Source organism: Shinella sp. 838 (assembly GCF_029623935.1).
Classification (GTDB): domain Bacteria; phylum Pseudomonadota; class Alphaproteobacteria; order Rhizobiales; family Rhizobiaceae; genus Shinella.
Map to the genome: position 1 here is coordinate 115,902 of NZ_JARSBQ010000010.1, position 13,521 is coordinate 129,422.

Below are 13,521 nucleotides of genomic sequence, written 5' to 3' on the forward strand. Positions count from 1 at the left end.
TCCTCAGAACGTCATGTTGATGCGGCCGCCGATCGTGCGGCCCTGTCCGAGCTGGTAGAGATTGCCGAGACCGGGATACTGGAAACCGTAGGTCGTGTAGGTCTTGTCAAAGACGTTGGTGACGAAGGCCTCGGCGGTGACCTTGTCGTCCAGCTCCCATTTCACGCCGAGATCCACCAGGGCATAGCCCTTCTGGCCGATCGTGTTCGTCTCGTCGAAGTAGTGCTCGCTGACATAGGTGAGGCCGGCATAGGGAACCAGCACACCGCGACCGCTCTCCAGTTCGAAGCGATAGTCGAACAGCAGGTTGGCCGTGAACTCCGGGGCATAGGGCACGGTATTGCCGGTAAAATCGGTGCCCGGCGCTACTGGATTGTCGTAGTCCGTAAAGCGTGTGTGGTTGTAGGCAAGGCCCGCCGTGATGCCGAGTTCTTCCGTCGGCTTCGCACGGACCTTGAGGTCGATGCCCTTCGCCGTCACCTCGCCGACATTCTGCAGGTATTGCCATGGCTGAACGTCAACGAACATCTGGTAGTCCTTGGTGACGTTGTAGTAGGCGGAAAGCTGCACCTCCATCAGACCGGCCTCGTCGCGGTATTTCAGCCCCACCTCGCCGTTGTAGGTGTGCTGCGGATCATAGGTGAAAGCGTTGTTGGCGGACGTCACGTTGCGGGTGAAACCGCCGGCCTTGAAGCCCGTGCTGAGAAGGCCGTAGACGCGCCATTCGTCGGTCAGGCCGTAGCTCACGCCGAGTTTCGGTGAAAGGGCGGTGAACGCATTGTCGTCGCTGAAATTCACACCGCCCACCGCCTCCGCACTTGCCCTCTCGTAGTCGAGGCGAAGGCCGGGAGAGACATCGAGGCGGTCGGTGGCATGCCAGGTCACATCGCCGAAGAGCGCGTAGGAATCGATCTTTTGCCGCGATGTCTGGCTGGCGACCGGCACGGCCCGCGTGAAGTCGAGATGCTGGTAGTAAAGGCCGGCCACATAGTCGACGGGGCTGCCCTGGTCTGGGTTGGAAGCGATACGCAGTTCCTGGCTCAGCGTCCATTGCTTTTCCGGCGTGTAGGTGCCGAAGACCGTGCGGTCGAGATCGCTCTTCTGGTAACCGGTCAGCGCCGTGACGGTGGCAAAGCCGAGATCGTAGGCGGCATTGATGCCGAAATTCCAAGTGTCGAGATCGTATTCCGACGGTGCATCGAAGGCGATGCGGTCCTCCAGCATCGATTCCAGGACGAAGTATTCTTCGGTCGAGGAGACCTGGCCACGACCACCGCTGATGGTCACGTCCCAAGGGCTGTCTGTCGGAGCATACCGCAGGCGGACCTGCCCGTTGACATCCCTCGTGCCGCCGACATCCGCGCCGGTGGTGGTCGTGTACATGTCCTTGGCGTCCAGCAGCGAGAGATTCACGTCGCCATAGAGCACATCCTTGATCAGCGGCGTGCTGGCATGGAAGGTGCCGCCAGCGCCTTCATTCGTCAGGTTGGCGTCGAAGCCGAACCGTGCCTCGTTGTCCGGCTTGCGGGTGACGATGTTGATGACGCCACCGATCGCGCCGCGGCCATAGAGCGAGCCCTGCGGACCATAGAGCAGCTCGACATTTTCAACGCCGCCCGGTAGGGCGCGGGTAAGGTTGAAACTGTCCTGCGGCAGGCCGTCGACATAGACCTGCGTGCTCGGATTGTAGAAATCGAGCGAGGCCTGGCCGCGAATGGTGAAATTGGCATAGGCACGGCTGGACCGCGAGCGGATGTTGACGTCCGGGAAGATGCGATCGAGATCGGCGACGGTGTCGATACCGCGCGAAAGCAGTGCGTCCGCATTCGCGATATCGGCCGTGGACGGCAGCAGGAAGTAGTCCTCGCTGCGCTTGGTGGCGGTAATGATGATCGGCTCGAGCGTCGATGCCGTGGCGGTGTCTTCAGCCAGTACGCTGGTCGGCGAGAGACTGACGGCGAGAGCGAGAAGGGAGACGCCGGACAGGCTGTGACGCATCATGGTTCCGATACCTTTTCTGGAAGTGCAGGGCCCCGCGCCGTCCGGATGGAGGCGCCGAGCGTACGGGGAGCGAGGAGAAGGGCGGCGAGGATGAAGACCGCCGAGGCGGCAAACAGCCAGCCGTAGCCGAAGGCGCTGGCGAGCAGGCCGGCAACGGAGGACGCGGCAATGGCGAGGATCGCATCGACGCTCTGCAGCGCGGCGAAGTCGGTCGCCGTCTGCTCCGGATTGCACCAGTTCATCATGGCCGCATAGAGCGCAACAAAGGAGAACGCGACCGCGCCAACCTGCATGAGCAGAATACCGAGAGCAAGCACCGGCGTGGCCAGGCCGGTAAACTCGGCAACACCGAGCGCCAAAAGCAGGAGGACATTCAGCACGGCGGCGATCCCGATCGCGCGGGGAATACCGGCCGCCTGCACGAGGAGGGCGCCGAGCGAGGAGGCGATGAACCCGGCAACCGCACCGCCCGCGCCGCGCAGGATCCCGATCGTGTCGAGCGCAATGCCCTTGTCGACGAGATAGGGCCCGGTGAGTGCCTGCCCCATGCGAAGACCAATCTGGTAGACCGCGAGGAAGACGAGCCCCTGCATCAGGGCGCGGTTCGCGATCGTCTTCCTGAGGCCCACCGTGCGCACCGCCGAAGCCGTCTTGTTTCTGGGGGCGGCAAGGCCGCCAGACAGCAAGACGGGAATGGTCAGCAGCAGGACGAAACCAGCCATGGCGGCCATGGAAACCGCCCAACCGGCATGCTGGTATACGATGAGCCAGAGGCCGCCGCCAATGAGGAAGCCGAGATAGGCGCCGGCCGTCGAGGCGCCGCTGGCAAGTCCGCGCGTTGCCGCATCCGAGGCCCGGACGGCAAGGGAATCGGTCGCGACATCCTGCGTCGAGGCGAAGACACCCATGACGAGCAGCACGGCGGCAAGAGCCCCCATATGGGTCTGCGGCGGCAGCACCATCGCCACAAGGAAGCACAGGATGATGCCGAGCTGGCAGGAAAGGATCCAGATGCGTTCGCTGAGGAAGCGGTCGACCAGCGGCGCCCACAGGAACTTCAGCGCCCAGGGCAGAAACAGCACTGCCAGATAGCCGATCTGGTCGAGCGGCATGCCGGCATCCCGCAGCACCACGGGCAGCGCAGTCTGCACCATCGATCCGGTTACCGACTGGGCGGCATAGAGACCGGCCAGGAGGCCGAGCACGGCCCAGCTCGCCGAGCGTCCGGCGAAATTCACAACAGCAGTCGACATCACCCCTCGCAATGTATTTCACGCCCTCACTAGGCCGATGCGCAAAACTTGACTATTGTAATCAGGTTCAATGTTATTGCGATCCGGTCCATTATTTGGTGGGGTAGATGAATCTCCGTGTGGAACAGCGCGTTCTGGCGCAGTCCGATCAGGACGACGTGGTCGTGCTTGGCCCGAGCCCGGCCGATCCGACCTTTTCCGACACCTCGACAGAGGGTGCCTACAAGATCCTCGGCGTGCGCCCGGGCCTCACCATTTCCGTCTTCGACATGGTGATCGGGGCCGATTTCGTCGGCCGTTTCGCCACGGAGCCCTGCGTTGCGATCGATTTTCTCTTCGAGGCCTCGGGGCAGGGGTGGCTTTTGGGAAGCGACGCCGAGCAGCGGCTGTCATCCATTCCCTATCGGCCGGGGCGCATCTACATCATGGCCGCGCCGTACGGATCCGTCGGCCTCTACGACGTGCCCGTGGGCACGCGCTTCAAAGGCATGGACATCCGGGTCGATATCAGCCTCTGGCAGCGGCTCGGCGCCGGCGACCTCCTTGCCAATCTCGACGAACACCACGCTTTGCACATGGCATCGGGCAATGGCACCTGGGTCGGCGTGCTGCCGGTGCCGCCGGACCTGCTCGCCGTGGCGCGGGCGCTCTTCGACAGCGCCATGGTGGAAGGGGACGATCTCGCCTTCGAGGCCCGCGCCCTCGACATCATCAATGCCTCGATCGCTGCGATGCGCCGCACGCAACCGGCCCAGACGATCCCGCCGCGCGACCGTCGCCCGCTGCAGCGCGCCCGTGACCTGCTGATTGCCGAACTCGCCCGCCCCTGGACGCTCGAAGAGCTCGCCCGCGAGGTCGGACTGACGCAGAAGCGGCTGAAATCCGGCTTCAAAAGCCTCTATGGCTTCGCCGTCTACGCGTTCCTCAAGGAGCAGCGGCTTCTGGAAGCGCGCCGGCTGATCGAACGGGGAGAGATGAACGTGACACAGGCAGCGATCGCCGTCGGCTACAGCAATCCGAGCCACTTTTCCCAACTCTTCCTGCGCCGTTTCGGCATGCAGCCGTCCCGTGCGCTCGCCGCGCGCCGTGGCGAAGAGGAGACCTGACGGCGTTCCTTGCGGCAGGGTTCGCCGGAACGACGCGAGCAGCGGGGCGCCAGAGTTCGGCGAACTCGGCAGCGAACACGCTCCGATCTTGCATCCATCCGTGCGGTTAGCTGATGACATCCGGCTCCCGATTGCCATATTTAGGGAACGGCCCGATTGGACACGGCCATTGCAATGGGAGTTACATCAGTGAGTGGACTGCAGAAGGGTATGCTTCTTGGCTTCTTCGCGGCATGTCTGGTGATGGCCGCAAGTCTTCCCTTCCGCTATGCCGATGCTGCGGATTGCCGGGCGGATCCCGAGCCGGAAGTGGACTGGAGCGCCTGCAGCAAGAAGAACCTGATGCTGGGTGGCAACGATTTCGCCGGGGCGAACTTCCGGGATGCCGATCTCAGCTACACCGACATGCGCGATACGAACCTGACGGCGGCCGTTCTGGAAAAGGCGACCCTGATCCGGACCTGGTTCACCGGCGCACGGCTGGACAAGGCGAGTTTCGCACGGGTGGAAGCCTATCGCTCCAGCTTTCAGAAGGTCATCGCGAAGGGAACGTCGTTTGCATCCGCGGAACTGCAACGCGCCGCATTCGATGGGGCGGATCTCAGCTATGCGAGTTTCGAAAAGGCCGATCTCAGCCGCGCGTCCTTCGACGAGGCAATCCTTTCGGGCGCAAGTTTTACCTATGCAAACCTGTCTCGCGCCGACTTGAGCAAGGCGCGCATCGAGGGCACGATCGGTCTGGACAAGGCCTTCATGCTGCTGACGCGGATCGAGGGGCTCGATCTTTCCCGTGCGACCGGCCTCGACCAGTCACAGATCGATATCGCCTGCGGCAACGGTGAGACCAGGCTTCCGACGGGTCTCGCGACGCCGGCAAGCTGGCCGTGCCCGAAGGACTGAGACCCGTCTTCTCCGCCTGCCCATTGTGACGCCGCCAGACCAACCGAAAGGCGCGATGGTGTTTTTCACGAAAATCGGCCACGCGGAGTCCCAAATCGGAAAGCTTGATCGTCAGACCCAATGAGCGGGGTTTCATCCGCTGTCTGGACGGACTGCGGCGCCTTGAACGCCGCACGATTGGGGGTTTTGATGAAGAAGAACGTTTCCACCAGGGTGGGGCTGCGGGCCGCCTTGCTGGCCGGTACGGCCGCTCTGGTGTTCAGCCCGGTAGCGCCGGCGATCGCACAGGCACCCGCGCAAGCGCAGGCGGCCGAGCGGTCGATTTCAGTGCCGGCCGGCCCGTTGACGCCGGCCCTGAACAGCCTCGCCGCCCAGACAGGCCTCCAGATCCTCTATGACGCATCGCTGGCACAGGGCAAATCGACCAAAGGCGTGCGCGGTAACCTGACGCCCGAACAGGCGCTGAACGCCGTATTGACCGGCACCGGCGTGGATGCGCGCTTTGCCGGCAGCAGCCAGGTAACGCTGAGCCTCGACCCCGCGGCCGCAGGCCCTGCGGAAGAGGGGGCCACCCTTCTCGAGACGATCACGCTCTATGGCGCGCGCGAGGCAACCACGCTGAACGACACGACCGCGAGCGTCGGCATCGTGAATGCGGAAGCGATCGAAAAAGGCCAGATCCGCCACACGCAGGATGCCTATCGCCGCCTCGCCAACGTTTTGGACAGCGCGACGGTCAATTCCGGTTTCGTCATCCGCGGCATGAGCTCCGAAGGTTTCGTTCCTGGCGGAGCGCCGGTCGGTTCGCTCTATATCGATGGCATTCTCCAGACCCGCTACAATTCCCGTTTCGGCGCAAGAAACCTTTGGGACGTCGAGCAGGTCGAGGTCTATCGCGGCCCGCAATCGACGCTTTCCGGCCGGGCCGCCATGTCGGGCGCGGTCTACATCAAGTCGAAGGACCCGACCTTCGACAAGGAAGTCGAACTCTCGGGAACTGTCGGCAGCAACGACCTCGCGGGCTCGGCCTTTGTCGTCAACACGCCGCTTGTCGAGGACCAGATCGCATTGCGCATTTCCGGGGCGTTCGAGCGCTCCCACACGGACGTGTCCTATTCGAACTTCAAGAACTATGCGGGTTTTGACGATCTTACGACCGATATCAGCGGGACCATTCGCGCAAAGATGCTCATCACCCCTTCGGAAATGCCGGACACCCGCGCCCTTCTGACCTACGCCTATTCCAAGGACCGCCCGAACGACCGGCTGGTCGGACTCTACGATGGGCGTGGTGATTTCAACAACAATCCCGACACCTATACCGAATTCCGCTGGACCGAGGTCCACAATGTCGGCCTCGAGATTACACACGACTTCTCCGATACGCTGCGTTTCACCTCGCAGACCGGTTTCCAGTACGGCATCAACACACGAAGCTCCATCGATGCAGGCACGCCCGGCATCGCAACCGGGATCTGGGGCACGGACGACGATTCGATCTTCACCCAGGAGCTGCGGCTGAACTACGACGGCGATCGCTGGAAGTGGGTTGCCGGCGTTTTCGGCAGCCACCAGATCTTCGAGGGTGCCTCGCGTTTCATCGCGGAGCCCTATCCCGATCTGATGCCGGGCACGGTCTACCAGCTCGACGACAAGCAGAACCGCAGGACCACGAACCTCGCCGTCTTCGGCGAGGCGACCTATGAATTCGCGCCGACCTGGTTCGTGACCGCCGGGGGGCGCCTCGACTATCTCAAGGAAAAGAACACCGAGTTGAATTCTGCCGTCCTGCACGGAATGGATCCGGCCTTCTCCGGCGGTCCGGCGTCCTTCGACGAGGTGAACTTCGTACCCAAGCTGGGGCTCTCCAAGGAATTCGGCGAAAACCAGCGGGTCGGCATCACCTATACGCAGGGCTTCCGTTCGGGGGGCTCCTACGTCAACCGCAGCGACCCGGCCTTCCCCCTCGTGTCGTATGATCCGGAATATTCGCAGAGCTACGAGCTGTCCTACAAGGGCACCCTGCTGGATGACAGGCTCGTGCTCAATGCCAATCTCTTCTACACGAAGTATGAGGACCAGCAGGTCGAGATCCGGCCGCCTTCGGACATTCCGGGCTACCGTATCACGGAGAACGCCGCATCCTCGCGCGCATGGGGCTTCGAAATCGAGCCGACCTTCCAGGTGACCGACCAGTTCTCGGCCTTCGCGTCGATCGGCTACCTGAACACCAAGTTCCTGGAGTTCGACCACGGCGGCCTGGGCGACCAGTCCGGAAAATCCTTCCCCGAGGCGCCGGAATGGACCTACGGCTTCGGTGGGCGCTACGAGTTCGAGAATGGCGTCTATGTCGGCGCCGATGCCAAATACACGACGGACTACAATTCCCGGTTCGGCACGAAAGGCATTTACAAGATCGACTCCCGTTTCCTCGTGAATGCCCAGGCCGGTTTCAAGAAGGACAATTGGGAGGTCACGGCCTTCGCGGAAAACCTGACCGACGAGAAGTATTTCACCATCGTCGACCCGGACGCCGCCTTGCCCTTTGGCCAGGCCGGCGCGCGGCGGTCCTTCGGCCTCAACATCCGCACCAAGTTCTGATCTCCGATTGCGGGGCAAAAGCCCCGCAATCTCCGTCTTCCGTATCCATCCGAAATGGTATCCGCCTTGCGCTCCTGCCTTGCCGTCCTCTTCCTCGCCGTCTCGTTCTCGCTGGCCAATGCCACCTGCCAGGGGAGGGAGATAACGGAAGGCGTCTACAATCCGCCGCTCTGCATACCGGCCGAGCCCAGAAGGATCGTCACGCTCGACCCGCTCCTGACGCTCGGCCTGCTCATCGAACTCGAGGCACCCGTCGTCGCCACGCCCTATATGGGCATTCAGGACATCGGGATACTCGCGTTCATCAAGCAGTCGAACGTGGTCGATCTCGGCAATCCGAGGGAGCCGAGCCTCGAGCGGGTCGCCGCCCTGAAGCCCGACCTCGTCATCGGCAGCGCGGAAGCCCATGCTTCCATCTATGAGACGATATCGAAGATCGCGCCCACGGTGTTGCTCCATCATACGGACTGGAAGGCCTATCGCCAGCGCGTCGCCGACATCACCGGCCGCGAGGGCGTGGCCGGCGAGGCGCTGGCCGCCTACGAAAAACGCGCCGCCACCATCCGGGCACGCATGAAGGACAAGGACCTGACCGTTTCCACCCTCCGTCTCGCACCGGACCGCTTCGTCGTCTTCCTTGACGGTCCCTTCGCCTACGCGCCCTTCGCGGTGCTGCGCGAGGCTGGCGTCAAGCGCACGGCCTATGAGACGGTGACGGACGGCACGATCGTCAAGCGGCCGGACTGGGAGGAACTTGCCAATCTCGACGGCGACATCCTCCTCTATGTCTCCGCCAGCGGCTTCGAAAGCGGCCCCGACGACGCGCTGGAGAAAGCGGTAACGGAAAACCCGCTCTGGCAGCTCCTGCCCGCCGTGCAGAACGGCCGCGCCCATCGGGTAGACCGGGTGGCCTGGCAGAGCTTCCACGGGATTGCCTCTGCCAATCGCATCCTTGACGATATCGAGCGCTACGTTCTTGCAGACCGATGAGCCCGGACAAGCCCACCGCGATTGCGCAGCCGGCCGGCCGGCCAAGCGCGATGGAAGCAGGCTCCTTGTCCTCATCCTTCTCAGCGGCCTGCTCCTCACGACATCGATGTGGGCGGTGACGCTTGGCACCACGCATATCTCACCGTCGTCCGTGTGGAACGCCATCGTCGCTTTTGACGGGTCGCGTGAACATCTGCTGGTGGCGACGATCCGTCTGCCGCGGGTTCTGGCCGGCCTGCTGGCGGGCAGCGCACTGGCGGTTTCGGGCGCGATCATGCAGGCGGTGACGAACAATCCGCTCGCCTCGCCCGGACTGCTCGGTATCAATGCCGGCGCCGCCTTCGCCGTCGTCCTCGTCATGACCCTTTTCGGGGCAGGCACCGGCGGCGCCTACATGTGGTTCGCCTTTGTCGGCGCCGGCAGCGCGGCGCTGCTGGTCTTTGCGATCGGCACCTTCGGTCCGACCGGGCATTCGCCCGTCGGCCTCGTTCTCGCCGGCGCCGTTGTCGCCACCTTCCTGACGGCCCTGACCAGCGCCGTTCTCATCTTCGACCAGAGCACACTGGACGCCGTTCGTCTCTGGACCGCCGGTTCCCTGTCCGGCCGGACCATGGCGCAGAACACCGCGGTGGCTCCCTATATCCTCTTCGGCCTTGCCGCGGCGCTTCTCCTCGGACGGCACCTGGTGACCATGGGCCTCGGCGTCGATGCGGCCCGCGCACTGGGTCAGAACCCCATTGTCTGGAGAGCGATAGCCGTTGCCGTGGTCATCCTGCTTGCCGGCAGTGCCGTCTCGCTCGCCGGCCCCATCGGCTTCGTGGGGCTCGTGGTTCCGCATATCGCGCGGCTGACGATCGGTATCGACTATCGCTGGATCCTGCCCTTCAGCGCGCTCGGCGGCGCATTGCTCGTGGTCGCCGCGGATACGGCCGGGCGAGTGATCTTCGCCAGCCAAAGCTTTCCCGTCGGGGTGACGGTGGCGCTGATCGGCGCGCCATTTTTCCTGTGGCTGGCGCGAAGGCGGGCGGGAGAGGCGACATGATGCGCCTCGCCACACTTCTTGCGGTTCTCCTTGCCGGGCTGGTCGCCGCCAGCCTGGCCTTCGGGGACATATCCCTGTCATGGCGCGAGCTCATGGAAACGATAGCAGGGTCGGCGGATGCGACCCCGCAGAACGGGATGATCGTCTTCGATCTGCGCCTGCCGCGCATCCTGCTTGCCCTTCTCGTCGGCGCGGCGCTGGCGACGGCCGGCACGATCGCGCTCGCGATCATGCGCAATCCGCTCGCAGAACCCGGCGCGCTTGGCATCAACAGCGGCGCCGCCGCTGCGGTGATGGGTGTCATCGTCCTCATGCAGGAGCCGCCGGTAGCCCTGCTGCCGCTGGCCGGCTTCCTTGGCGCGGCCATCATGGCCGCCGCCGTCTATCTCCTGTCGTGGCAGCGGGGCACCTCGTCGCTGCGCATCATCCTGATCGGCATCGGCCTTGGTTCGCTTGCAAGCGCCGCCACCACCTTCCTGTCGGCCTTCGGCGAGATTGGCGATGTGCAGCGCGCGATGATCTGGCTCGCAGGAAGCGTCTACGAGGCCGACATGGTGAAGGTGCGCCTCCTGTTCTTCTGGCTGCTCGTGCCGCTGGCGCTGGCCTGGATGTCAGCCGGCGAGCTCGATCTCATCCGCTTCGGCGACAATTCAGCCCGCAGCCTCGGCCAGCGGGTGGATCTGGTTCGAGGCCTCATGATCGTGCTGTGCACGCTCCTGTCCGGCGCGGCTGTTGCCGCCGCGGGGCTGATCGGCTTCGTCGGCCTCGTCGCGCCGCATATCGCAAGCCGGCTGGCAGGGCCGTCCCATGCGCGGATCCTTCCGATTGCCGCCCTGAGCGGGGCGATCCTCGTTGTCGCGTCGGACCTTCTCGGCCGGCTGGTCATCGCCCCCGCCCAGCTTCCCGCCGGGATTGTGACCGGCCTCATCGGGGCTCCATTCTTCGCCTATCTCCTATGGGGGCGCCGTCATGTCCGGGGATGAACAAGCCGTCCCGGCCAAGCTTGCCGGACATCACGTCTCCATCGCCTATGGCATGCAGTCGATCGTCGAGGACCTTGGCCTGCTCGTGCCCGAACGCCGCTTCACGGCGCTTGTCGGGCCGAACGGCAGTGGGAAATCCACCATCCTGCGCACCTTTGCCGGCCTCATGGCGCCATCCCGCGGAACAATCCTGCTGGATGGCCGAAACATCGACAAATTGCCGACAAAGGAGATGGCGAAACGCATCGGCGTGCTCCTGCAGGGGCCGGTGGCGCCGGAGGGGCTGACGGTGCGTGATCTGGTCCGCCAAGGGCGCTATCCGCACCGTGCGTTCTTTGGGCGCTGGTCGGACGAGGATGAGGCGGCCTGCGAGGAGGCCTTGATGCTGACTGGCACGACGATCCTCGCCGGCACACCGCTCGACAGGCTTTCCGGCGGCCAGCGGCAGCGTGCCTGGATTGCCATGACATTGGCGCAGCGGGGTGAGGTGCTCCTGCTCGACGAACCGACGACCTATCTCGACCTCGCCCACCAGATCGAGCTGATGAACCTGATCACGGTCCTCGTGCGCGATCACGGCAAGACCGTCGTTGCGGTGCTGCACGATCTCAATCAGGCCGCCCGTTATGCCGAGCATATCGTCCTGTTGAAGGGCGGCAGGATCAGCGCCGCCGGCCGGCCCGACGACGTGCTGTCGGAGGAAGCGATTGCCGATGTGTTCGGCGTGCGGTCCGTGATCATCCGCGACCCCGTTGCGGGAACCCCTCTCTGCGTACCACTCTGACGGGCGATGGCAATGTTGCGGGATTGCCACGCTTCCCGGCTTTTCGAAGCAGTGACCAGCTTGCGGGTTCGCCGCCGCCACGAGGATTCTCGCAACGAAATCAGACATAAAGATGAGTTTTTTTGTCTTGATTTAACCGCCGTGTATTTTCCAGCTTTGAAACATTCTAAGCTATTGCACTTGCAGGGATTTTGCAGAGCAGATAGCCATTTCTCCATCGCTGCGGGCATGTTCAGATGCTCCGGGCGCTGCTTCGTCCTCTTTGGATCAGGAACAGAGTGCTGATGCCGAGCTCCTCCTCCCCAGCCTGGGATATCCTTGACAGCAACGACCTGCTGAACCGCGCGATGGAGGCCCACTACGCCGACATAACCACAGCCGTGCGGCACAAGGGGCACCCGCTCTCCACCGCCCGGGACGTGGTGCATGACCTTTACGTCAAGCTCGCGGCCCAGCCCGATGTCCTGCGAAACAAACGCTCGCTCAAGGCTTTCCTCTGCCGTTCCGCCATCAATCTGGGCATCGACCGGCTGCGGCGGGAAAACATGGAGGCGCGGCTGTTCTCCGGAACCGAGCGGGAGGCCCTTTCGGTCGCCAGCCTGGGCCCGGCGCCGGACATGGCGCTCGAGATCGAGGCGCGCGTCGCCATTCTCCGGGCAGCCATCGCCGAACTGCCGGAACGGCGCCGCGTCGTGTTCATCCTCCATCGGCTGCACCATCTCTCGCCGGACCAGATCGCGGTCAGGCTCAGGATTTCCCGCAACATGGTCGACCGCCACCTGCGCCGGGCCTTCGCCCATTGCCTCGACCGTCTTCTTTCGATCGACTAAGAGTCCCGAAAAGGCGACGCCAATCGTCTACTTGGCAGGACGAAACGCTCCGGGAGAAGCCGATGCCGGGCAACCGTGCCACGCAAGCGCAGCGAAAGCGCAACAGAGAGGCAGCAGACTGGCTTCTGCGCAATGGCGATCCGGCGCAATCCCCGGAAGAAGGGGCGCGCTTCCAGCAATGGCTCGATGATCCCGAGAACTGTCGTACCTATCGGGCTGCCGAAAGGTTGCTGGGCGACGCACGGACGGCCATCCAGACGGACCCGGCGCTGCGGAACATCGAGGCCAGGCCGCGCAACCTTGCCAAACCTGCCGCCACATCGCTCGCGCTCCTTGTCTGCGCCGCAGCTGCGTTTCTTGCGCTGGACGGGCCCATGCGGCTGCAGGCCGATGCTATTGCGGGGACCGCGGAAATGCCGGTCGTTACCCTTGAGGACGGATCCACGGTGCAACTGAACGCCACGTCGGCGATTGCCGTCGATTTCACCGCGAACCGCCGAACCGTCCGCCTCCTGCGCGGCCAGGCCTTCTTCCAGGTCGCACACGCGCCGGAGCGGCCGTTCACCGTCGAGGCCGGGACGACACACGTCACGGCGCTCGGTACGGCCTTCGATGTGCGCTACGGCACCGCCGATACGGAGGTTACGGTTACCGAAAATGCCGTTCTCATCGAGCCGGGTGACGCAGCGGCCTCGTCCTTGCGCGTCTCGCAAGGCGAGCAGGCCACCTATGACCGCGACACCGGCCGGATGAATGTCCAGCCGGTTGATGGTGTCGTGGCTCTTGCCTGGCAGCGCGGGCAGATCGCAGTGGAAGATGCGCCTCTCTCCCATGTCATCGAGGAGATGAGCCGTCATTTCTCCGGCCGGATCGTCCTTGCGGGCAGCGCGTTGGCGCAGCGCCGGGTGAGCGGCACCATCACCGTCTCCGACACGGATGCCGCCCTGTCGTTCATCCGCCAGGCTCTGGGAGTAAGGGTAACCCGGCTAGGCCCCCTGATCGTGATCCGCTAGCGGCCGGCGCTCCGGGCG

The 13,521-nt window shown here is 64.0% G+C and carries 11 protein-coding genes; 9 read left to right on the forward strand and 2 right to left on the reverse strand.

The annotated features are described in order from the left end of the window. Positions 1 to 3: 3 nt before the first annotated feature. Together P9A16_RS24930 and P9A16_RS24935 are read right to left on the reverse strand one after the other, a co-directional pair. A complete protein-coding gene (locus P9A16_RS24930) occupies positions 4 to 2,001 on the reverse strand; it encodes a TonB-dependent receptor (protein WP_023512008.1) in 1,998 nt (665 codons plus the stop codon). Further along, the gene (locus P9A16_RS24935) at positions 1,998 to 3,254 is read right to left on the reverse strand and encodes an MFS transporter (protein ID WP_023512009.1); all 1,257 of its coding nucleotides are present in this window, start codon (positions 3,252 to 3,254) and stop codon (positions 1,998 to 2,000) included. The genes P9A16_RS24930 and P9A16_RS24935 overlap by 4 nt, the downstream gene beginning before the upstream one ends. A 107-nt stretch (positions 3,255 to 3,361) precedes the next feature. Between P9A16_RS24935 and P9A16_RS24940 the strand changes: the two genes are divergently transcribed. From P9A16_RS24940 to P9A16_RS24980, 9 genes are all read left to right on the forward strand, one after another. Next, positions 3,362 to 4,360 (forward strand): helix-turn-helix transcriptional regulator, encoded by a 999-nt coding sequence (locus P9A16_RS24940; RefSeq protein ID WP_023512010.1) that lies wholly within the window; start codon positions 3,362 to 3,364, stop codon positions 4,358 to 4,360. 174 nt (positions 4,361 to 4,534) lie between these two features. Then, entirely contained in the window at positions 4,535 to 5,260 is a 726-nt protein-coding gene (locus P9A16_RS24945; RefSeq protein WP_081870616.1) for a pentapeptide repeat-containing protein, read from the forward strand. A 189-nt stretch (positions 5,261 to 5,449) separates the two neighbouring features. Beyond that, positions 5,450 to 7,861: a TonB-dependent receptor domain-containing protein gene (locus P9A16_RS24950; protein WP_023512012.1), complete on the forward strand. Its 2,412-nt coding sequence runs from the start codon at positions 5,450 to 5,452 to the stop codon at positions 7,859 to 7,861. 54 nt (positions 7,862 to 7,915) lie between these two features. After that, positions 7,916 to 8,851, forward strand: coding sequence for an iron-siderophore ABC transporter substrate-binding protein (locus tag P9A16_RS24955; protein ID WP_023512013.1), 936 nt, complete (start codon positions 7,916 to 7,918; stop codon positions 8,849 to 8,851). Positions 8,852 to 8,924: 73 nt separating this feature from the next. After that, positions 8,925 to 9,893: a FecCD family ABC transporter permease gene (locus tag P9A16_RS24960; protein ID WP_439604929.1), complete on the forward strand. Its 969-nt coding sequence runs from the start codon at positions 8,925 to 8,927 to the stop codon at positions 9,891 to 9,893. After that, a complete protein-coding gene (locus P9A16_RS24965) occupies positions 9,890 to 10,876 on the forward strand; it encodes a FecCD family ABC transporter permease (protein ID WP_024270628.1) in 987 nt (328 codons plus the stop codon). The genes P9A16_RS24960 and P9A16_RS24965 overlap by 4 nt, the downstream gene beginning before the upstream one ends. Beyond that, on the forward strand, positions 10,863 to 11,660 hold the full coding sequence (locus P9A16_RS24970; RefSeq protein ID WP_023514742.1) for an ABC transporter ATP-binding protein: 798 nt from the start codon (positions 10,863 to 10,865) through the stop codon (positions 11,658 to 11,660). The genes P9A16_RS24965 and P9A16_RS24970 overlap by 14 nt, the downstream gene beginning before the upstream one ends. A gap of 284 nt (positions 11,661 to 11,944) precedes the next feature. Beyond that, positions 11,945 to 12,490, forward strand: a complete 546-nt coding sequence (locus tag P9A16_RS24975) for an RNA polymerase sigma factor (protein ID WP_023514743.1) — start codon at positions 11,945 to 11,947, stop codon at positions 12,488 to 12,490. Positions 12,491 to 12,552: 62 nt separating this feature from the next. Next, on the forward strand, positions 12,553 to 13,503 hold the full coding sequence (locus P9A16_RS24980) for a FecR family protein (RefSeq protein WP_023514744.1): 951 nt from the start codon (positions 12,553 to 12,555) through the stop codon (positions 13,501 to 13,503). Positions 13,504 to 13,521: the final 18 nt, after the last annotated feature.